25 protein-coding genes and 1 pseudogene are annotated in these 18,956 nt (G+C 41.4%); 16 read left to right on the top strand and 10 right to left on the bottom strand.

What is annotated here, in order from left to right; translation table 11 throughout:
* The first annotated feature begins 188 nt into the window (after positions 1-188).
* Positions 189-1,337 (top strand): type II asparaginase, encoded by a 1,149-nt coding sequence (locus MHI60_RS04635; RefSeq protein WP_144486194.1) that lies wholly within the window; start codon positions 189-191, stop codon positions 1,335-1,337.
* Between the two features lie 36 nt (positions 1,338-1,373).
* Here the strand turns inward: MHI60_RS04635 and MHI60_RS04630 are convergent, their stop codons facing one another.
* Both MHI60_RS04630 and MHI60_RS04625 read right to left on the bottom strand, forming a co-directional pair.
* Positions 1,374-2,267 (bottom strand): alpha/beta hydrolase, encoded by an 894-nt coding sequence (locus MHI60_RS04630; protein WP_095407828.1) that lies wholly within the window; start codon positions 2,265-2,267, stop codon positions 1,374-1,376.
* Positions 2,268-2,323: 56 nt separating this feature from the next.
* Positions 2,324-2,776 (bottom strand): helix-turn-helix domain-containing protein, encoded by a 453-nt coding sequence (locus MHI60_RS04625; RefSeq protein ID WP_034284102.1) that lies wholly within the window; start codon positions 2,774-2,776, stop codon positions 2,324-2,326.
* 422 nt (positions 2,777-3,198) lie between these two features.
* Between MHI60_RS04625 and MHI60_RS04620 the strand changes: the two genes are divergently transcribed.
* The 3 genes and pseudogenes from MHI60_RS04620 (at position 3,199) to MHI60_RS04610 (ending at position 5,963) form a co-directional block, all read left to right on the top strand.
* Positions 3,199-3,804: a TetR/AcrR family transcriptional regulator gene (locus MHI60_RS04620; protein ID WP_095407829.1), complete on the top strand. Its 606-nt coding sequence runs from the start codon at positions 3,199-3,201 to the stop codon at positions 3,802-3,804.
* A gap of 31 nt (positions 3,805-3,835) precedes the next feature.
* Positions 3,836-5,038, top strand: coding sequence for an MFS transporter (locus tag MHI60_RS04615; RefSeq protein WP_024425416.1), 1,203 nt, complete (start codon positions 3,836-3,838; stop codon positions 5,036-5,038).
* 172 nt (positions 5,039-5,210) lie between these two features.
* Positions 5,211-5,963 (top strand): annotated as a pseudogene (locus tag MHI60_RS04610) (GNAT family N-acetyltransferase).
* Here the strand turns inward: MHI60_RS04610 and MHI60_RS04605 are convergent.
* Entirely contained in the window at positions 5,958-6,431 is a 474-nt protein-coding gene (locus MHI60_RS04605) for a GNAT family N-acetyltransferase (RefSeq protein WP_095407831.1), read from the bottom strand. The pseudogene MHI60_RS04610 and the gene MHI60_RS04605 overlap by 6 nt on opposite strands.
* Before the next feature lie 53 nt (positions 6,432-6,484).
* Between MHI60_RS04605 and MHI60_RS04600 the strand changes: the two genes are divergently transcribed.
* Positions 6,485-6,754, top strand: a complete 270-nt coding sequence (locus MHI60_RS04600; protein WP_095407832.1) for a YesK-like family protein — start codon at positions 6,485-6,487, stop codon at positions 6,752-6,754.
* On the opposite strand, the gene MHI60_RS04595 is transcribed toward MHI60_RS04600, so the two are convergent.
* The 3 genes from MHI60_RS04595 to MHI60_RS04585 form a co-directional block, all read right to left on the bottom strand.
* Entirely contained in the window at positions 6,751-7,290 is a 540-nt protein-coding gene (locus MHI60_RS04595) for a GNAT family protein (protein ID WP_095407833.1), read from the bottom strand. The genes MHI60_RS04600 and MHI60_RS04595 overlap by 4 nt on opposite strands.
* Positions 7,287-7,682 carry a VOC family protein gene (locus MHI60_RS04590; protein ID WP_024425420.1) on the bottom strand — a complete coding sequence of 132 codons (396 nt, stop codon included), beginning with the start codon at positions 7,680-7,682 and terminating at the stop codon, positions 7,287-7,289. Before MHI60_RS04590 ends, MHI60_RS04595 begins: the two co-directional genes overlap by 4 nt.
* A gap of 68 nt (positions 7,683-7,750) precedes the next feature.
* Positions 7,751-8,374, bottom strand: coding sequence for a GNAT family N-acetyltransferase (locus MHI60_RS04585; RefSeq protein WP_095407834.1), 624 nt, complete (start codon positions 8,372-8,374; stop codon positions 7,751-7,753).
* A 149-nt stretch (positions 8,375-8,523) separates the two neighbouring features.
* Between MHI60_RS04585 and MHI60_RS04580 the strand changes: the two genes are divergently transcribed.
* From MHI60_RS04580 to MHI60_RS04555, 6 genes are all read left to right on the top strand, one after another.
* Positions 8,524-9,075 carry a TetR/AcrR family transcriptional regulator gene (locus MHI60_RS04580; protein WP_095407835.1) on the top strand — a complete coding sequence of 184 codons (552 nt, stop codon included), beginning with the start codon at positions 8,524-8,526 and terminating at the stop codon, positions 9,073-9,075.
* 85 nt (positions 9,076-9,160) lie between these two features.
* A complete protein-coding gene (locus MHI60_RS04575; RefSeq protein WP_111289882.1) occupies positions 9,161-9,703 on the top strand; it encodes a dihydrofolate reductase family protein in 543 nt (180 codons plus the stop codon).
* A 109-nt stretch (positions 9,704-9,812) separates the two neighbouring features.
* Complete coding sequence (locus MHI60_RS04570) at positions 9,813-10,286, top strand: MarR family transcriptional regulator (RefSeq protein ID WP_144486196.1); 474 nt, start codon at positions 9,813-9,815, stop codon at positions 10,284-10,286.
* Positions 10,270-10,893, top strand: a complete 624-nt coding sequence (locus tag MHI60_RS04565) for a nitroreductase family protein (protein ID WP_095407838.1) — start codon at positions 10,270-10,272, stop codon at positions 10,891-10,893. Before MHI60_RS04570 ends, MHI60_RS04565 begins: the two co-directional genes overlap by 17 nt.
* A gap of 17 nt (positions 10,894-10,910) precedes the next feature.
* Positions 10,911-11,963, top strand: coding sequence for an LLM class flavin-dependent oxidoreductase (locus MHI60_RS04560; protein ID WP_095407839.1), 1,053 nt, complete (start codon positions 10,911-10,913; stop codon positions 11,961-11,963).
* 350 nt (positions 11,964-12,313) lie between these two features.
* Positions 12,314-12,607 carry a hypothetical protein gene (locus MHI60_RS04555; RefSeq protein WP_095407840.1) on the top strand — a complete coding sequence of 98 codons (294 nt, stop codon included), beginning with the start codon at positions 12,314-12,316 and terminating at the stop codon, positions 12,605-12,607.
* Positions 12,608-12,641: 34 nt separating this feature from the next.
* Here MHI60_RS04555 and MHI60_RS04550 read toward each other — a convergent pair whose 3' ends face one another.
* A complete protein-coding gene (locus tag MHI60_RS04550) occupies positions 12,642-13,205 on the bottom strand; it encodes an XRE family transcriptional regulator (protein WP_095407841.1) in 564 nt (187 codons plus the stop codon).
* 110 nt (positions 13,206-13,315) lie between these two features.
* On the opposite strand from MHI60_RS04550, the gene MHI60_RS04545 reads away from it, so the two are divergent.
* Entirely contained in the window at positions 13,316-13,903 is a 588-nt protein-coding gene (locus tag MHI60_RS04545; protein WP_144486198.1) for a LysE family transporter, read from the top strand.
* A 4-nt stretch (positions 13,904-13,907) separates the two neighbouring features.
* Here the strand turns inward: MHI60_RS04545 and MHI60_RS04540 are convergent, their stop codons facing one another.
* The gene (locus MHI60_RS04540; protein WP_144486201.1) at positions 13,908-14,459 is read right to left on the bottom strand and encodes a GNAT family N-acetyltransferase; all 552 of its coding nucleotides are present in this window, start codon (positions 14,457-14,459) and stop codon (positions 13,908-13,910) included.
* Between the two features lie 126 nt (positions 14,460-14,585).
* Between MHI60_RS04540 and MHI60_RS04535 the strand changes: the two genes are divergently transcribed.
* Both MHI60_RS04535 and MHI60_RS04530 read left to right on the top strand, forming a co-directional pair.
* A complete protein-coding gene (locus MHI60_RS04535) occupies positions 14,586-14,771 on the top strand; it encodes a CsbD family protein (protein ID WP_024425431.1) in 186 nt (61 codons plus the stop codon).
* Positions 14,772-14,918: 147 nt separating this feature from the next.
* Positions 14,919-15,581 (top strand): O-methyltransferase, encoded by a 663-nt coding sequence (locus MHI60_RS04530; protein WP_095407844.1) that lies wholly within the window; start codon positions 14,919-14,921, stop codon positions 15,579-15,581.
* A gap of 35 nt (positions 15,582-15,616) precedes the next feature.
* Here MHI60_RS04530 and MHI60_RS04525 read toward each other — a convergent pair whose 3' ends face one another.
* A complete protein-coding gene (locus tag MHI60_RS04525) occupies positions 15,617-15,943 on the bottom strand; it encodes an AzlD domain-containing protein (RefSeq protein ID WP_144486203.1) in 327 nt (108 codons plus the stop codon).
* A complete protein-coding gene (locus MHI60_RS04520) occupies positions 15,940-16,665 on the bottom strand; it encodes an AzlC family ABC transporter permease (RefSeq protein WP_144486205.1) in 726 nt (241 codons plus the stop codon). The genes MHI60_RS04525 and MHI60_RS04520 overlap by 4 nt, the downstream gene beginning before the upstream one ends.
* Before the next feature lie 297 nt (positions 16,666-16,962).
* On the opposite strand from MHI60_RS04520, the gene MHI60_RS04515 reads away from it, so the two are divergent.
* Positions 16,963-17,838 (top strand): EamA family transporter, encoded by an 876-nt coding sequence (locus tag MHI60_RS04515; protein WP_095407847.1) that lies wholly within the window; start codon positions 16,963-16,965, stop codon positions 17,836-17,838.
* Positions 17,839-17,916: 78 nt separating this feature from the next.
* A complete protein-coding gene (locus MHI60_RS04510) occupies positions 17,917-18,936 on the top strand; it encodes a S66 peptidase family protein (protein ID WP_095407848.1) in 1,020 nt (339 codons plus the stop codon).
* The last annotated feature ends 20 nt before the right edge of the window (positions 18,937-18,956 follow it).

The raw sequence follows: 18,956 nt of genomic DNA, 5'->3' as shown, positions 1-18,956 counted from the left end.
TACTCAACTTAATTACAGCAAATTTAGGTATAAAGAATTGAATAAATCTATAATATAATGCTCTTTTTACCTTAAATTGGTTCAGTATCTTTAGCCTCATGCTGATGAATGAAGGTATGGTATAAAGTAAAGCCTATAGAAAGAGATTTAGCCATGAAATCCATCAAATGAGGAAAAGAGATGATCCAATGAACATGACAAAATGGTTAGGTGCTGTCCTTCTTTCTGTTTTATTACTAGTGACAGCAGCCTGTGCGAACACAGGCACTCAAGAGAATACTCAAAGCGAAAAAGAAAACGTATCTAATGAAACAAAAGAGAAAAACAATGCGATTGAAACAGGGAATAAGTCCTTATCAAATATTAAGGTATTAGCCACAGGCGGGACGATTGCTGGCAGTTCAGATAGTGATACAGATACGACAGGCTATAAATCTGGTGCACTTGGCATTGATAAAGTCATTGCTTCAGTTCCGCAGCTGAAGGATATTGCAAATGTCACTGGTGAGCAGGTAGCGAATGTTGGAAGTGAAAATGTTGATGACGCTCTTCTTTTAAAATTAGCCAAACGAGTGAATGAGCTATTAAAAGATGATCAAGTGGATGGCATTGTCATCACGCATGGAACAGATACACTTGAAGAAACAGCTTACTTTTTACATTTGGTTGTCAAAAGTGATAAGCCTGTTGTGGTCGTTGGCTCAATGAGACCAGCGTCGGCTATCAGTGCAGATGGTCCGCTTAACTTGTATCATGCGGTGAAAATTGCATCCACGAAAGAAGCAAAGGGCAAAGGGGTCATGGTCACATTAAATGACCGAATTGCATCAGCTCGATTTATTACGAAAACAAACACGACCACAACCGATGCCTTCAAGTCACTTGAGCAAGGATATATCGGAGTAGTTACTGGTGAAGTGGTGTCCTTTTATAACGAACCGACAAGAAAACATACAACTGAAAGCGATTTTGATGTATCGAAGATAAAAGAATTGCCGCAAGTCGATATTTTATACGGCTATCAAAATGATCAAAAATATATGTATGATGCCGCAGTGAAAGCAGGAGCGAAAGGGATTGTTGTAGCCGCAGCAGGAAATGGAACGATGTCAACAGAAGCCATCAAAGGAGCAGCAGATGCAGTGAAAAAAGATGTGGTTCTCGTGCGATCAAGCCGAACGGGTAATGGAATTGTCACCCACGAAAAAACGGATGATGAACATCACTTTGTGTCGTCTGATTCATTAAATCCGCAAAAAGCACGCATTCTGCTCATGCTGGCACTTACGAAGACAAAAGATCCAAATAAAGTGCAGAAGTATTATGAACAGTATTAATGAAGAAAAAGACCCAAGTAATATCGGGTCTTTTTTTTATGCATGTTCCTGATGTTCAGAACGCTCCTTTAAAGAGAGTAAAATATCTCGCCAAATATCGTCTACATCAGTAAGAAAGTGCCCTGCTTGATCTATATAATAGGTTTTGACGTTTGGAATCGCCCGAGCTATTTTTTCTATTTCTACAAATGGAGCCATTGTATCTTCTTTTCCATGCCAGACATCAACAGGAATTTGAATATCTTTCATATCGAATGCCCATGGTTTCGAGAGTAAAATGGGTTCACGAATACATTCATCTACCGATTGACGAGTCGCTTCGTGTAAATGTGTCATCATCATTTCTAACTGCTCATCGGTTTGAAGGAATTGCCGATCCCACGGATGTAAATGCTTGTTCCCGTTTTTGGCCAGCTTCTTAAATTTCTCTGGTTTGTTCTCAATCATTTTCTTCTGGGAACGATAGCTTGCTTTCAATAGCCAAGGAAACTTCTTACTAAGGAAAAAAGCCAATTTATTTTCTTTCAGCATACTTTTAGGCGGTTTCCCGTTCTGAAAAGGGGTTGTACTTGAGATCAGTGCAGCTGAAAGGACGCGATCCGGCAATTGATAGGCACAACCAGCAGCGAATGCGCCGCCTCCAGATACACCCATCACTGAAAATTGTTGAATGCCAAGATCATCTGCCACTTCCAGCACGTCTTTTGCCCAGTCTAAAATTGTACGGTCAGGTAGAGGGGTAGATAAACCAAATCCAGGTCGATCCAAACAGATGAGACGAATGCCGAGTTCTTGAGAGATTGGATCATCATCTAAAAACATCACTCTTGATCCAGGTGTCCCATGAAAAAAGAATACTGGAAACCCCTCAAGATCACCGTATTGAGTCAAACCGATGTGACGGCCATCTTGTAAATGAACGCTTTTCATATTTTCATCCCCTTAATAGTTTATCTAGCTTAAATGTCGATGAGAGAAACACCGTATTAAGGCGCTTCTTTCGCAATCTGATAGATTTTTTCGTATAGAGATAGTAATGTTTTTAAATCTTCTTTTGGAAGCTTTGCATAGTATTTTTGTATAAGGTGCAGTTGAATGTCTTCCGTATTCTTGTGATAGTCATGGCCCTTTTGAGCAAAATCAACAATGATTTCTCTTCGGTTATGTGGATTAATTTCTCGTTTGACATAGCCGAGCTGCTCTAGCTTTGATACAAGCTGGCTAGCTGCGCTCGCAGAAATCGAAAAGTAATCAGCTAATTCATTAATTGTTCTCGTTTTCGTGCGCAATAGTTCAAGTGTCAGCTCTTGTTTGGCTGATAAATCTGCATACTCATGTTTTAAAAATCGTTGATACTCTTCTACATAAATTGAGCCTAGTGCATTCGAGTATTCAATGATCTTTTTACCGTAATGAATGATTTCCTCATCCAATGACATCACCTCTCTTCTATTATAGGCAATCTTTATATTTAAGTGAAGTTAAATATAAAGAAAAGTTAAATGAATGACGGATATACTTGAAAGGGAGATCACCGGTATATCCACTTTTTCATCAAAAAGGGACAAAGAATACTTCCCATGATTCCCGCACATTCATAAAATGTCGTTGGCTTGAATTTGAACACGTAGTACGCCAAAGTCGCCATGAAAAGGTCGCAGAAGAAAAATACGTATAAGTCCTTTTTGGTGATAGCACAAATGACTGTTCTGTTAGTTTTCATATGAATCACTCCTTATGAAGTCCAATGCCTTTTTCATTGTATTATGAGGAAAATCCATTTATAATAAAAAAATAAACCAACTGGTCGGTATTATTTTGTCCGCATTAAGAAATGCAGGGTAGAAAGGGATTGTGACACATGACAAGTACACAAAGCGGGGCTGGAAAGAGTGAGAAGACGAAGCAAAAAATCGTCACCGCTTCTCGTGATTTATTTGCGAAAAAAGGATATTCAGAAACATCCGTACGCGATATTTTAGAGGCTGCTGAGGTGAGTAAAGGCAATCTCTATCATCATTTCAAAGGAAAAGAGTTTTTGTTTCTTCATATTATGGAAGAGGATCATCGTTTGATGATGGAAACGTGGCATGAGGAGAAGAAAACACAGCACCGGGCTGTCGATAAGCTCGCTGCATTTGCAGAGATGCTCAGTCAAATGGGCATTAACTACCCATTAATGAGAGCGAGTGAGGAATTTTGTGCCAGTGCTTTTACATCAGACGAAGTCATGGAGCGGCTGAACAAGATTGATGTCGATTTTGATGATGTGATGAGAGATATCTTACTTGAAGGAAACAAAGATGGCAGCTGGTCGATCCAGCATGTGGAGTCAAAAGTGAAACTATTACTTTCCGTTTTTTATGGATTAGACGTGTTATATAAAAATGACACCATGGAGCAGAAGAAAGAGTTGCAAAAAGAGGCGATCTCATTGTTTATTCACGGAATCAACCATCATGAGTAACAAGTGAGTCAGTAAAGGGGAAACAAACATCATGCAAAAACCGATTCGTGAGCAAAAAGCAGTACTCGTGATTTTATTAAGTAATATATTTATTGCGTTTTTAGGCATCGGTCTCATTATTCCTGTCATGCCGTTATTCATGAATGTCATGCATCTAACAGGGAGTACGATGGGATACCTTGTGGCGGCGTTTGCCGTTGCTCAGCTCATCGCATCACCTATTGCAGGGAGATGGGTAGACCGCTACGGAAGAAAGATTATGATTGTGTCTGGGCTGTTTCTATTCGCGTTATCAGAACTTGTTTTTGGTCTTGGTACACACGTGTATGTTCTGTATTTTGCAAGGCTTCTAGGCGGTATTAGTGCGGCATTTATTATGCCGGCTGTCACGGCGTATGTCGCAGATATTACGACCGTTCAAGAAAGATCAAAGGCGATGGGCTATGTCTCTGCGGCCATTAGTACCGGCTTTATCATTGGCCCGGGAATTGGCGGATTTATCGCAGAATACGGCGTACGCCTGCCATTCTTCTTTGCGGCAGGGATTGCGTTTATTGCTGTCATTTCGTCTATGTTTATGTTGAAGGAGCCTTTAACAAAAGAAGAGCGAGAGAAGCAAATGAATGAAGTGAAAGAATCGACTTTCTTTAAAGATTTGAAAAAATCAATTCATCCAAGCTACCTCATCGCCTTTATCATTGTGTTTGTCCTCGCATTTGGACTATCTGCATATGAAACAGTCTTTAGCTTGTTCACAAATCATAAGTTTGGATTTGGTCCAAAAGATATTGCCGTGATCATTACCGTCAGCTCGATTGTGGCAGTCATCATCCAAGTACTTGTGTTTGGTAAACTGGTAAATGCCCTAGGAGAAAAAAGAGTCATTCAGCTATGTCTGATTATCGGGGCTGTCCTTGCTTTCGTTTCAACCGTTGTTTCAGGCTTTTTGGTTGTCTTGATTGTCACATGTGTCATTTTCCTTGCGTTTGATTTATTGCGTCCAGCATTAACGACCTTCTTATCCAAAATCGCTGGCAACCAGCAAGGATTTGTAGCAGGGATGAACTCTACCTACACAAGCCTAGGTACGATTTTCGGACCGGCACTTGGCGGCATTTTATTCGATCAAAATATTCATTTCCCATTTTTATTCGCAGGTGTTGTCTTATTTCTTGGATTAGGCTTAACCCTGATTTGGAAGGGGAAGGTGACAGAAGAAGCATCAGCAGAATAATATCATCCAGAGTATAAGAGACCTTTTAAATGAGGTCTCTTTTTTTAAATGGCGCCTTTGATGCAAAATCCCTTTTTTGGCAAAGAATTCTCTATGTCAGCTGCTTTTTCTTTATAATGGAAGGATAGGGGGGAGCATCGTGCATCTATTGAGGCAGCAAAAGGCACCATTAATGAAAAAAGGAATTAGACAGATTGATCCGGCATATCCAGTGTTTGTAGATGCGGTCATGGATGGCCTCATACAAGGACATCTTTATGTAGATGATGAAGTGCATCCGCTTGTTTATTTTCTCGAAGCTTCATGCGGCATTTATTATGTTGCAGGAAGAAGTGAAGCGGAGCTGTTACGCTGCTCAGCCTTCATTGTGGATGTGTACGAAAGGCAGAAAAGACAAAACGGCCGATTTACCATATTTTCAGCAAATCCATTAACAGATGCGTTGTTGAAAAAATGCCTTGGGTCACATCTGAATGAGATGGAAAGACATGCGTACGTTTATCCACAGGCACATTCTCATGTCACTTCGCCTCATCCAGGTTATAGAGTAGAGCGGACAAATGAGCAGGTGATGACTGCAAGCAGGGCTTTTCCTCCTAGCTATTATGAAGCCTATTGAGGAGAAACTGCTTGCTTTCTATCAAAGGGAATCGGGATTGCCATTTTAGATAGAGAGAACGTGGTAAGTGAATGCGTCTCTATTTTTTCAAGTAAGGATCGTGCGGAGATAGATATTTGGACAGATGAGACTTATCGAGGAAAAGGTTTGGCACTGCTGGCAGCTCAGCATATGATCAGCATCTGTCTTGAAAAAAAGAGGACACCGCATTGGGATTGCGATGTCCATCACCTAGCTTCAATCAAACTGGCAGAGAAGTTAGGCTTTCAGAGGATCAAAACCTATCGATTGTTTTATGACTCATGATGAGAAGGTCTTGAGATACCAAGCATCCATTGCAGAATGCTCGGAGCCTTCAAGCGGTTCTGAAAGAAGAGAAAAGCCATATCGCTGATAAAGGCCTGTAGCCGCTGTTAATTCCCGGCGGGTTTCTAAATAACACGCTTCGTAGTATGTAGAGGCATATTCCAGCGCCGTATCCATCAGTTTTTTGCCCGCACCTTTTCCTTGTGCTTTTGGACTTAAATAGAGCTTTTGTAATTCACATACGCCATTTGTAAATGGAGCAATCCCTACACCACCAACAATCTCACCCTGCTCTTCAGCAATCCAATAGGCTGCATGAGTCAATGATTGATAGTATTCGAAAAGCTGGTCAAGTTGGGGATCAGTATAGGCAGTTCCTTCAATCGCCAAATTCGCTGATTCTAGTGACTGGCGGATAATCGCTGCGATATACGGATTGTCTTTTTGCTCAATTGGTCTAATGTTCATTTGAAGTACCTCCATTGTTATGGGATCAAAAAAGAGAATAGGAGTTGACATACATGTTCTGGCTGCAAACCGCCTTTTTTACAATCGTTGTTCTGTGTCTCTCATGGTGGGCAGGGAAAAGACGCCGGCAGCGCCATGCGGGATTCATTGTCCCTATATGCTTGATTTTATTTGGTTTGGTTTTATTGATTGTCAGTTTCTTTATTGGCAGATGGGAAGGCATGGCGCTTAGTCTATCAAGCGTCTCTATCGTTCTCTCTTCCATCATTTGTTTGATTATCGTCACTGGGATTCAATTTTTAAAAAAAGATGACCCTTCTTAAGCGGGAGCATCTGTATTCATCATGTGGTTATATTCTTCACGAAGGATGCCCATGATGATGACATCTGAGTATGTACCGTTGAAATAGAGCGCTTGGCGTCTTTTTCCTTCATATTGAAATCCGGCTTTCTCATAGCTTCGAAAGGCCCTTGGATTGTGGGAAAAGACTTCGAGCTCAAGACGGTTGAGTTCTAATGTGTTAAAGGCAAATGCTTGAACCATCCGAACAGCTTCAGTGCCATAGCCTTTTTGAAAATGCTCCGGCCCGTGAAGCGCAATGCGGAAGCTTGCCGTATGATTGATTGGATCAATGTCCACAATTGCCGCATCCCCAATCATCTCTTTCGTGTCTAGCAGACAAATGGCGAAATCTCGTCTGCTGTCATCTTGCAAAAAGCGGGTATAGGCGGAGCGAATTTCTTCTAGTGTGAACGTTTTGCGTGTGCCAGTCATATGAAGTGTTTCTGCATGCTGGCATCCTCTTTGAATACCAGGATAATCTTGCTCTTCAATCGGTCTCAAAAATATACGAGTCATGACGGATCACCCTCCTCTATATATCGAGAGATTTCAATTAAATTCAGATCAGGATCACGAATATAAACAGATTCAATTGGACCTAATGTACCGGTGCGTCTGACCGGCCCCTCTTCAATGGGGACTACTTGCTTCCGGAGGTGCAGCAGCAAACTGTCCATGTCTAAATCGGTGATAAAGCACAAATCATGAGATCCAGGAAGAGGATGAGCCGCTTTTGGCTCAAATTCATGACCAGCTTCATGAAGGTTGATCTTCTGTAAACCAAAACGAAGCGCTTTACGGCCTTCACCAAAAGTTTCTTCCTTCATCCCTAATACGTTTGTATAAAAGCGAATGGTGTCCTCCATATGTTGTACAGTCAACACGATATGATCAAGTCGTCGTATCATCAGTCTCTCCTCCAAGTATGATCGTTGATTGAACTGACTCTATTATATCATCACCTGAAGGGGATACCTTATTTAATCACGGTTTTATAGCTCCAGCTTTTCAAGGACATGTCCTTTCCGCGCAATACCCTTTCATCAAACTCCATCCAGCCATTTTTTCGGTAGAACTGACGATTGGCCTCATTGTGTGTAATCAGTGTGAACAGTCCGCCGCCTTGCCGGGCGATAAAGGGGAAAAGACCTTGCTTTAACATGCGGCTTCCGAGTTTTTTTCCTTGCTCGTCTTTTGCCACGACAAGTGCTTCTAAATACCAGTAAGGCTGCTTTAAGGAAGAACACGCTTTTTTCGCCTCCTTTAAAACACGGAACACATGCTGAATCGCCGATATACCGCCAGTGAAGAGCAGCTTCAACCCACCTGATAACACATAATCCATGAAGCCTGGTTCAGGAAGACGCGGATGCTTTAAAAGGGCAGCAGACACCACTTTCTCGTTCTCAACCCCAACAAAACAGATTTGATGCTGAAAATACACTTTTGTATTGACCAAATGCAGTTGACGGGCGAAAGCAGACCGCTTTGAGACTTTTTCACATAATAAGTCAAAAAATGAATAGTCCTGAAACGAATCATCTAACAACTCTGCCACTTGAGGCAGTTCATCCTCTCTAGCAAGTCTGAAATGAAACATATGATAGTCCTCCTTTATTGAACACATATAGATTATTGAACATGTGTTGATTATAATAAGAAGTAAACCAATCGAACATCGGCAATGAACGAGATCCTGTTCATAAATAGACATTCGGCGCCTGATTGTTCAACAATGGAGGGGATTTCATGAAGGACAGACGAACAATTAAAACAAAAAGAGCCATTCGGGAAAGCTTTCTTGCGCTGTTAAAGGAAAAGGAAGTGCAGCAGATTACGGTATCAGAGCTATCAAGGAAAGCGGATTTAGGCAGGGGAACCTTTTATTTGCACTATCAAGATGTGTTTGATTTATATGAACAGCTTGAGAAAGAACTATTCGATCAGCTCGGGGGGTTATATGATGAAACCTTTCCAAGTCAGGACCCTCTTGATATGCTTTCCTTTTTAAACAAAACGACTGAGTACTTGAAAGAGAATCAATATATGTTGACGTTATTTGTAAAACCAAATGGCCCAACGACCAATCAATTCAAAGCATTTTTCAAAGAAAAAATCATGAAAGAGTGGCAGCTTGATCAGCGGCCGATTACAGAGAATGAGCAAATAGAGGCATCTTTTGTCGTGTCTGGTGTCGTGGGTGTACTCGAGGAATGGATTCATGAAGAAATGACCATTGATGCCGGCAAACTCGCACATAAATTATACGAGCTTCTCGTCAAGGTGGAACAGGAATCGTAAAAAGGGAGAAAGTTATGTAGCCTTTGTGTTTCCTTTTTGATAAAATAGAATATATGTTCTTATTTGAAGTAAGGGAGTGGTGGGATTGAGTGAGAAAAGGAAGCTGCTTTTTTATGGGGCGATGAGTATCGATGGATATTTAGCGAGAGAGGATCACCGGCTAGATTGGCTAATAGGGACAGAGGGCGAAGAAGAAACGAGCTATGACACCTTTTATGCGTCAGTCGATACGCTGATCATGGGGCGCAATACATATGAACAAGTTCTTCAGCTGTCACCAGATGAGTTTCCCTATGAAGGAAAGACATGTTATATCATGTCACGTACGTTACAAGAGAGTTTGGAAGGAACGCATATCATTCGCGAAGATATCTTATCATTTGTAAAAAAATTAAAGAATGAAACAGGCCGGCATATTTGGATTGTCGGTGGCGGGGGACTGCTTCAATCTTGCATACAAGCAAGATTGGTTGATGAGCTTTTTCTTCAAATCGTACCTGTCATGATTGGAAGAGGAATTCCTCTATTTTCGCCAGCGGATTTGGAATCTAGGTTCTCATTACAGGAAGTACAACAATATAAACAAATTGCTGAAATGCATTTTATCTTAAAAGAAGAGGATCACTGAACCAAGGTGGTCTTTTTTTTTATGACATAAACTCGTTGACAAGAAAATATCCTAGTGTTAGGATGAATTTATCCTAGTTTTAGGATTTCTTGAAAAAGGAGTAGTTGCCATGGTGCAGCATGAACATGAATTAGATTTAAGGCTATTCCGCGTGTGGATGAAAGCCTATCAAGCCCTTTTTACAAATATCCAAAAAGACATTGAACGTTATGATATCGGATTTGAAAACTTTCAAATCCTTGAATTGCTCTACAGTAAAGGGCCTCAGCCTGTTCAAAAAATTAGCGATATCCTGTCAATCCCAAGTGGAAGCATGACATATGTCGTGAACAAACTAGAAAAACAAGAACTGGTGAAAAGGCAATGTGCGCCTTCAGATAAGCGGGTATTCCACGTACGGCTGACGGAAAAAGGGAAGCAATTGTTTGACAACATTTTCCCTAAACACACAGATGTTATTTCGCAAAATCTATCCTTTATTGAAAAAGAAGAAAAAGAACAGCTCATTGAATTACTAAAAAAAATCGGTTTAGGTGCAAAACAACTTCGCGAAAAGGGGAAACAAGATGACACTCAGCTTTGATACATTGGTACGTGAAAGACGATCCGCATCAAATTTTTTGCCAAATATCTCGATTTCGAGACAAGAGCTTAACAGCATATTTGAAGAGGTCAAGCTGGCACCATCTGCTTTTAACTTACAGCATACACAATATGTTGTCGTTCAAACAGAAGAGCTGAAAGAACAAGTAAGAGAAGCGGCATTTGGACAATATAAAGTGCACTCTGCTTCAGCAGCGATCATCGTACTCGGAGATCCAAATGCTTATGAGCACGCAGGGAACATATATGAAGGCCTGAAAATGCTAGGCATTTTAAATACGCAGCAATATGAAGAAATGGTCAGAGAGACCGTGAGTTTTTATGAGCAGAGAGGAGCAGATTTCCAGAAGGAAGAGGCGATCCGCAATGCTTCCTTATCTGCCATGCTGTTTATGCTTGCCGCTAAAAATAAAGGCTGGGATACTTGCCCGATGATCGGTTTTGATCCCGAAGCAATGAAAAAGGTATTAAACATTCAATCAGATTTGGTTCCTGTGTTAATGATTACACTCGGAAAAGAAAAAGTAGAGAGCAGACAAGCAAGAGGCTACAGAAAGCCAGTTTCTGAATTTGTGACATATTTATAAGATAGGGGGTTCCAATCATGGAACTAGGAATTAGTACATTTGTCGAAACAACACCTGATTTTCAGACAGGAAAAACAGTCAGTCACGCACAGCGTATTCGAGAAGTAGTAGAAGAAATTATTTTAGCAGATCAAGTCGGTCTCGATGTATTTGGCGTAGGTGAGCATCATCGTGAGGATTTCGCCGCATCGAATCCAGCTGTCGTCTTAGCGGCTGCAGCAACACAAACAAAAAATATTCGTCTAACAAGTGCAGTGACAGTCCTTTCATCAGCAGATCCTGTTCGTGTATTTCAGGATTTTGCAACCTTAGATGGACTATCAAACGGACGTGCAGAAATTATGGCAGGCCGTGGTTCATTTATTGAATCATTCCCTCTCTTTGGCTATGACCTGGACGACTATGAAGAATTATTTGAAGAAAAGCTTGATTTGCTGCTGAAATTACAGCAGTCAGAGCGTGTCACATGGAGCGGAAAGCATCGCCCAGCCATTCAGGATGTTGGGGTGTACCCAAGACCTGTTCAAGATCCGCTTCCAATCTGGATCGGCAGTGGAGGAAACCGTGAATCGGTCGTACGTGCTGGATTACTAGGGTTACCGCTTGTACTCGCAATCATTGGCGGAAGTCCTAGACAGTTCGCACCGCTCGTTCAGCTGTACAAGCAAGCGGCAGTGCACGCTGGACATGATCCTGAAAAATTAACTGTAGCATCACATTCTCATGGATTTGTTGCGGCAGAAACAGACCTGGCAGCAGATCAATTCTTCCCATCTACACAGCATGTGATGAACACATTAGCGAGAGAGCGAGGCTGGGGGCCTTATACTCGTTCTACGTTTGATTCAGCGAGAACTTTAGAAGGCGCGCTGTATGTAGGAGATCCAGATACCGTGGCAGAGAAAGTCATCCACCTTAGAAAAAATGTAGGAATTACTCGTTTTATGCTGCATGTACCGGTTGGTTCAATGCCGCATGATCAAGTGCTAAAAGCCATTGAGCTATTTGGAAAAGAAGTGGCTCCTAAAGTAAGAGAAGAGGTTGCCCGCTGGGAAGCAGAGCAAAAATAAATAAAAAGGCCGATCAGTGAATAACTTTTGATCGGCCTTTTCTTATGCTTAAATATCAATGACACATGGTTTTACTGTAGGACATTTAGCTGCAGAAGCAATTGGTGTGATCGCCAAGGTGAAGAGGAAAACAAGTTGAAAACAGATGAGCCATTTTTTCATGAAATCACCTCCGTTTACAATTGTTTGACTAGAATGAGATGAGGATAAATGCATAGAAGTATGTGACACACTCTATCCAGCATAAGACAATGATATCATAATTTTCAAAAAAATGAAAAAATAAACTTACAAAAGTTCTAAATTATGGTATAGTTTATACGTTCAACAAAAAAGGGAGGGATTTTTTTATGAAAAAGGTCATGTCTTCTGTTTTGGTTGGAGCAATTGTCTTAACGGGTGCTGGAGTCACAACTGCTCCAGTGGAAGCAAAGGAGCAAACAAACAGTGAAATAACGGTTCAGGCCAGTCGAACTGTTTCGGTAACAAGAACATATACGACATCAAACATCCCAGAAAGTATTGTATATGCAGAGGATGGCTGGGTCGGGATTTTAAAACAAACCTCTATTAAAGAATTAGGATTAGGAAAATATAGTGTCACATTTACTGGAACTGTTGTACGCGATCCGGGATTTAATTAAATAAAACAAAAAAGCTGACAGGTGGACAAGCCTGTCAGCTTTTTTCATGTGGATAATAAAGAATCATTTGCATCCGGACCATTTGTTCTCCGGTTTGTTTATACGTGTGCGTCCGGTCCGCTTTAAAACGAATAGAGTCTCCGGCTTTTAAGGTGTATTGTTCATCACCAATGGATAAATCAAGGACTCCCTCAAAAACAGTGATCAATTCCTCTGTTCCTCCAATGTGTTCACTCGCACGCAGCGACCCGCCTCGATCAATTTCCACTCGGTACATTTCAAATTTCCCCCGGTCATCGAAAGGGAAAGTCGTGTACACACGATATCGGCCGTCGTCCTCAGTTAAAACCTGCGCATCCTCCTTACGTACTACCTTGATTTCAGGCTGCGGTGCGTGAATGAGTTCACTAAAAGATACTTTTAATCCGTTGGCGATTTTCCACAAAGTCGTGATGGTAGGGGTTGATTCTCCTCTTTCAATTTGTCCAATCATGGTCTTGCTGACACCAGTTAATTCTGCCATCTTTTCGAGGCTTAATTTTTTTTGATCTCTAAGAAGTCTCACATTTTTCGAAATAATGGATTGTACGTCTTCCATGAAAAAAACTCCTTTCTCTATTTACTTTATAAAGATCAAACGTTACAATAAAACGCATATTACGTAATAAAGTAATTAAAGTCTATATAACGTATAAGGGAGGCGGCATCTTGATTGTATCTATGTTGATCTATGCTTTTGTTAGCAGCTTTACCCCAGGGCCAAACAACATCATGGCCATGGTCTTTACGAATAAATATGGGGTCAAGCAAACATTTCGATTTTGTTTAGGAGTTGGTATCGGATTTCTCGTTATTTTGTGTTTGAGCTGTTTCTTTAATCTTATTCTTTATCAAGTGATGCCGAAAATAGGCTGGGTCATGGCGTTCATCGGAGCTGCATACATGATTTATTTAGCGGTCAAAATCATAAAAAGTAAAGGCGGGGATGACGAAACACTTGATCGCTACAATTATTTTATCCCTGGTATGCTGCTGCAATTTATCAACCCAAAAGCGATCTTGTATGGATTGACTGTAATTTCAACATTTGTTTTGCCATATGGACAATCTAATATGCAGTATGTCATATGGACGCTGATTCTCGCACTCATTGGCTTTCTCGGTACATTCAGCTGGAGCTTATTTGGCTCTTTGTATAAGCGTTTTTTGACTGCTTACGAAAAACCGTTCCAGTATGTGATGGGGCTGCTTCTGATATACAGTGCGATTTCAATGATATGGGGCTATGTGATGTAAGTAGTCAGGAGCTTGGCCGCTGTCTGCCCATCACAACAGTATCATAATATAATCCGTCACTCAGCTGTTTATCGTTTTTTAATACACCTTCAATCAGAAAGCCGTGGTTCTCATATAATCGAATGGCTTTTTGGTTGGTTTCCAGCACTTGAAGTGACATCTTCTGAATACCCTGCTGATCTGCCCAGTCGATTGAAGCGGCTAAAAGCTCTTTCCCGATGTGGTAGCCCCAAGCATCCTTTTGTATGGCGACGCCAAATGTCACTTTGTGAGCAGAGCGCTTGAGTGAATGGCCCTCGCATCTTGAAAAACCGACAACCTCTCCTTCAATAGCAGCGACCAAAAATAAATGCCGGCTTTGCTTGGTATCCTCTTGGATCAACACCTCAAAATCTTTTTCATGAAGAAAGGCTTCGCCTGGTTCACGGTCTAAATATTCTGTTTCACCATCGATTTTCAGTCTGAGAGCTGATAACTGTTTGGCATCGGCCGCTGAAGCGGACCGAATATGATAGGTCAACCCACGAACTGTGAATATTTTTTCAGAGATGATCATGAAATAGAACACCAACCCTTCTTTCTAATATGTCTATCATACCTGAAACATGTACATCGCACACTCAGATGTTTTGTATCTTTCAAAAAGGCTAAATGCATAGTATCAAACGTGGAGGTGGAACAAATGAGTAAAGAAAAAGGACATATGGATAAAGCAAAAGGAAAAACAAATCAAGTCAAAGGTCAAGTCAAAGAAAAGCTTGGTGAAGCAACCGATCATCAAAACCTGAAAGCAGAAGGGAAAAAGGATCAAGCAAAAGGAAAGCTTCAAGATAAAAAAGGGGATGTCAAAAATAAGCTGAACCAGTAGAACCGAAACCAGTGCGTTGCTTCATGTATCATCACCACATGTCTTTCATCAAAAAAATGAATAGATGTGTGAAAAGAATTGATTATACGCTCTCACGATCATCATGTAGACTTAAGTGAGAAGACATAATCAAGGGAGATGGATGAAATGGAGCAAGTGTGGGGAAAAGTTGACGAGTATATCACAGACAAGTTGATCCCTAAAGATGATGTATTGGAGCAAGCTCTTACTCATAATAAGCAAGCGGGTCTGCCAGAAATTGATGTGTCGCCAGCCCAAGGAAAATTGCTTTATTTATTAGCAAAAACGAAGAATGCAAAGCGCATTTTAGAAATCGGGACACTCGGTGGATACAGTACCATTTGGCTGGCGCGTGCTCTCGAAGAGGATGGAGAACTCATCACACTAGAGGCTGTCAGCCACCATGTACAGATCGCACAGCAAAACATCAGCAGAGCTGGCTTATCAGAACGGGTGAGCATTTTGGAAGGAAAGGCATTAGATACGTTATCTCAATTAAAAGAGAAGGCTGCGCTTCCATTCGATTTCATTTTCATTGATGCAGATAAACCGAACAATCCGAAATATCTGAAGTGGGCGTTAGATTTCTCGAAAAAGGGCACAGTCATTATTGCAGACAATGTCGTCAGAAATGGAGCCGTCCTTCATGACTCTGATGAGGATGAACGAGTACAAGGAACTCGTGAATTTTTCGATTTACTCAAACGAGAGCCGAGAATAGAGGCAACAGCGATTCAAACTGTTGGTGAAAAAGGTTATGATGGATTTGTATACGGAATCGTAAAATGAACAAAGCTTAACCACATACGGTTAAGCTTTTTCTTTTAGAAAAACCATCTAGCAGTGCCCATCAGCATGACGCCGACAAGAACAGTAAGTGACAAGCTTTTTGTCCAAACAGCAATGAGTACAGTAGGAGTCAAGACAGCAAGATACATCCAATGGATAGTGACGCCTGTGCCTGTTGTTGTATGGATGAAGAGATGCTCTGCAATCAAAGCTGTAAAGATACAAATAGGAATAAACGATAACCATTTCAGCACCACTTCAGGCAGCTCAATACTCCGTACAAATATAAAGGGTATAACCCTTGGAATGACGGTGACGATCATACAACCAACAATGAGCCATAACATAAAGCTGCTAATCATTTATCTGTCACCACCCCAATGGTTGCGACAAGTACAGTTGCTATGAGAACAGCCACATGTGATGGAACAAAATGAAGCAAAACAAACATTGCAACGACCATATATAAAACAAGCGACAGGCGATGAGTTAACTTATTTTTAGGTACTGTCTGTAACGAAAGGACTAGCAGTGCAGCAAACATCGCTGATAAAGCAAAATCAAGACCAAGTGCTTCAGGATTTGAGATCCAGTGTCCAAAAATGCCGCCAAGTACACAGGCAGCAATCCAGCATAAATACGCTGTTATGTTCAATCCGTGCATCCACCTGTTATTCAGCTTTCCTTGCTGCGCTAATTTATTCATCGCTACACCGAAGGATTCATCAGTCAGCAAAAGACCGAACCCAATATTTTGTTTCACAGAGTAGCGTGTAAAATGAGGAGCAAGCGTCAGGCTGAGCAATAAATGACGCAGATTCACAATAAATGTGGTGAAAATAATAGCGGAAAGGGGACTACCCGTAACAAGCAGTGCACAGATAATAAACTGTGAAGCACCTGCGTAAATAAAGATTGATAGAAGCGCAATGTCCCATAAGCTCAACTGTGCGCTAATTCCAACTATTCCAAAGGCAAACCCAATACTCATATAACCAAGCAGTGTTGGCACACAATCTTTTATTCCCTCGAGAAATGGTGTATGTTCCGTGTTGGGAATATGTCTTCTAGCTTCAATATCCAACGACCTCTACTCCTTTTTTGCGCGACCACCTATAGTTTTACTTACTATATGAAAACGAATTCAGCATGTCAATACCCGTTTATCTTCTATTATATGAAGAAAGATGGTGACAAAAAAGGATTGAAGTCAACCAGGATTTGTTATAAAGTAATCTGAAAATAAAAACAAATGAGGTGACGACAATGCAATGGAAGCCTTTATTTGAACATGATGTACCAAACACCCTCCGTCCATAACGGAGAGTGATCTCCGTTTGTGGATATGGCGATCAATATATCCAGTAACGGAGGGGAAAAGATGAATGAAAAATATATAGGCGCCCTTTACCTAGCAATCGCTGCAAGTATTTGGGGCGGCATGTACGTTGTTGTCAAAGTAACAGTAGCGGTGGTTCCACCGCTTGAGCTTGTATGGATGAGATATGCTATAGCAGGAATCGTGCTGGTGTGCACCATTTGGCGGTTGGGCTATTCCTTTCGATTAGATAAAAAAGATATCCCGCTTGTTGTCATGATCGGATTGATCGGAAATTTCCTATCAATTGTGACCCAAGAAATCGGCACCATGTATACGTCGGCACAAATGGGGGCTGTTATCACATCTGCGACCCCTGCTTTTATGGTGCTGTTTGCTTTCTTTCTATTAAAAGAAGCCATGACTGTTCGAAAATGCGCATCCATCCTACTTGCTACAGCAGGTGTATGGCTCATGATTGGACCAGTCGCAGTGCACTCAGATGAATTTGTTGGCGGTCTCTCACTTGTCATCGCTGCTTTTACATGGGCGCTTATGTCTGTTTTGCTTAAACGGGTTCCAGGAAAGTACCCTCAAGTCGTGACGACCACATATGCGATCATCATTGCATTCATTGTCTTAACACCACCTGCTTTATTTCGTTTACCTCATCTAGATGTGGAGCAGATGGCAAGGCCAGAGATTTGGGGCGGTATTCTCTATCTAGGCATCATCTCAACAGCTCTAGCATTCTTTTTGTGGAATAGAGGGCTTCAATTGATGGATGCCTCGAGCGGCGGTCTGTTCTTTTTCTTTCAACCGATCGTAGGGGCAGCTCTTGGCTGGCTGCTTTTAGGTGAAGAGATGGGAATACGCTCATTCATTGGGATTCTATGTATCTTTGCAGGAGTCTATACTGTACTGCGTCAAAAGGAATAAGAAGAGATGTCCCTTATAAAAGGGGCATTTTCTTTAAAATGGATAGGTTAAGAGAGATAGAGATTGGAGGGAAGCAGAATGATACAATTTCCGCATTTGCAAAAAGGACAAACAATTGGCGTCACAGCACCTTCCTCAGGTGTACAGCCAACTTTGCATGACATGTTTCAGCTTTCATGTGAACGAATGAAAAATAGAGGCTATGATGTCATATGTGGAGAGACGGTCTGGCAGCAGGAAAAGGCAAAATCTGCCCCTGCGATAGAACGAGCAAACGAACTTCAGTACATGATGACATGTGATGAGATTGACCACATCATCCCGCCATGGGGAGGACAGCTGCTTATGGAAGTGTTAGAGCACCTTGATTTCTCATCCATGCAAAAAAAGTGGATTTTAGGTTACTCAGATACGAGTGCACTCCTGCTGGCGCTCACATTAAAAACTGGCATTGCCACAGCGCATGGACCGAACTTAGTCGATCTAAGAGGAGAAGAGCTGGATCAAACGACTGCCATGTGGGAGCGAACACTTTCCGCAAAAGGGGAGACGGAGATAACCCAGTTTTCTTCATCTATGTATCAAAAGGAATGGCAGCATGACAACCCGAGTAAACATGTCTTTCATTTAACAGAACCTACCGCTTGGCATACGGTTGATCAACAAGAAAAGATGGTAAAGGGCAGACTGCTGGGTGGCTGCATTGATATTATACGTCACTTAGCAGGGACACCTTTTGGAGACGTCAAAGCTTTTCAGGAAACATTCATAAAAGGCGAACCAATTCTCTGGTATTTCGAAAACTGCGCATTAAATGCTGCAAGCGTGAAGAGATCGCTTGTTCAATTAAAACTAGCAGGGTGGTTTGATCACTGTTCAGGTATGATGTTTGGGCGAAGTGCAGTAGATGTGCCTGTTGAAGGGTATCAGTATCAGGATGTATATGAAGAATTACAAAAGGAACTACAAATCCCCATTTTTTACGATATAGATTGTGGGCATGTCCCGCCGCAAATGACGCTGATTAATGGGGCATATGCAGAAGTACAGCTGCAGCCTCAAGGAAAAGCCGTACTAAAGCAAACATTTTTAGCATAAAAAAGGAAAGGGGTCGCCCT

It is taken from the genome of Bacillus sp. FSL K6-3200, from assembly GCF_038630485.1.
GTDB lineage: Bacteria > Bacillota > Bacilli > Bacillales > Bacillaceae > Bacillus > Bacillus safensis.
The sequence above is the reverse complement of the archived record's forward strand: the minus strand, read 5'-3'. Positions and strand labels throughout refer to the sequence as shown.

What these genes read in the sequence shown, in the direction of transcription:
- MHI60_RS04635 (WP_144486194.1), top strand. Translation starts at nt 189, where the DNA reads ATGAACATGACAAAATGGTTAGGTGCTGTCCTTCTTTCTGTTTTATTA.
- MHI60_RS04630 (WP_095407828.1), bottom strand. Translation starts at nt 2,267, where the DNA reads ATGAAAAGCGTTCATTTACAAGATGGCCGTCACATCGGTTTGACTCAA.
- MHI60_RS04625 (WP_034284102.1), bottom strand. Translation starts at nt 2,776, where the DNA reads ATGTCATTGGATGAGGAAATCATTCATTACGGTAAAAAGATCATTGAA.
- MHI60_RS04620 (WP_095407829.1), top strand. Translation starts at nt 3,199, where the DNA reads ATGACAAGTACACAAAGCGGGGCTGGAAAGAGTGAGAAGACGAAGCAA.
- MHI60_RS04615 (WP_024425416.1), top strand. Translation starts at nt 3,836, where the DNA reads ATGCAAAAACCGATTCGTGAGCAAAAAGCAGTACTCGTGATTTTATTA.
- MHI60_RS04605 (WP_095407831.1), bottom strand. Translation starts at nt 6,431, where the DNA reads ATGAACATTAGACCAATTGAGCAAAAAGACAATCCGTATATCGCAGCG.
- MHI60_RS04600 (WP_095407832.1), top strand. Translation starts at nt 6,485, where the DNA reads ATGTTCTGGCTGCAAACCGCCTTTTTTACAATCGTTGTTCTGTGTCTC.
- MHI60_RS04595 (WP_095407833.1), bottom strand. Translation starts at nt 7,290, where the DNA reads ATGACTCGTATATTTTTGAGACCGATTGAAGAGCAAGATTATCCTGGT.
- MHI60_RS04590 (WP_024425420.1), bottom strand. Translation starts at nt 7,682, where the DNA reads ATGATACGACGACTTGATCATATCGTGTTGACTGTACAACATATGGAG.
- MHI60_RS04585 (WP_095407834.1), bottom strand. Translation starts at nt 8,374, where the DNA reads ATGTTTCATTTCAGACTTGCTAGAGAGGATGAACTGCCTCAAGTGGCA.
- MHI60_RS04580 (WP_095407835.1), top strand. Translation starts at nt 8,524, where the DNA reads ATGAAGGACAGACGAACAATTAAAACAAAAAGAGCCATTCGGGAAAGC.
- MHI60_RS04570 (WP_144486196.1), top strand. Translation starts at nt 9,813, where the DNA reads ATGGTGCAGCATGAACATGAATTAGATTTAAGGCTATTCCGCGTGTGG.
- MHI60_RS04565 (WP_095407838.1), top strand. Translation starts at nt 10,270, where the DNA reads ATGACACTCAGCTTTGATACATTGGTACGTGAAAGACGATCCGCATCA.
- MHI60_RS04560 (WP_095407839.1), top strand. Translation starts at nt 10,911, where the DNA reads ATGGAACTAGGAATTAGTACATTTGTCGAAACAACACCTGATTTTCAG.
- MHI60_RS04555 (WP_095407840.1), top strand. Translation starts at nt 12,314, where the DNA reads ATGAAAAAGGTCATGTCTTCTGTTTTGGTTGGAGCAATTGTCTTAACG.
- MHI60_RS04550 (WP_095407841.1), bottom strand. Translation starts at nt 13,205, where the DNA reads ATGGAAGACGTACAATCCATTATTTCGAAAAATGTGAGACTTCTTAGA.
- MHI60_RS04540 (WP_144486201.1), bottom strand. Translation starts at nt 14,459, where the DNA reads ATGATCATCTCTGAAAAAATATTCACAGTTCGTGGGTTGACCTATCAT.
- MHI60_RS04535 (WP_024425431.1), top strand. Translation starts at nt 14,586, where the DNA reads ATGAGTAAAGAAAAAGGACATATGGATAAAGCAAAAGGAAAAACAAAT.
- MHI60_RS04530 (WP_095407844.1), top strand. Translation starts at nt 14,919, where the DNA reads ATGGAGCAAGTGTGGGGAAAAGTTGACGAGTATATCACAGACAAGTTG.
- MHI60_RS04525 (WP_144486203.1), bottom strand. Translation starts at nt 15,943, where the DNA reads ATGATTAGCAGCTTTATGTTATGGCTCATTGTTGGTTGTATGATCGTC.
- MHI60_RS04515 (WP_095407847.1), top strand. Translation starts at nt 16,963, where the DNA reads ATGAATGAAAAATATATAGGCGCCCTTTACCTAGCAATCGCTGCAAGT.
- MHI60_RS04510 (WP_095407848.1), top strand. Translation starts at nt 17,917, where the DNA reads ATGATACAATTTCCGCATTTGCAAAAAGGACAAACAATTGGCGTCACA.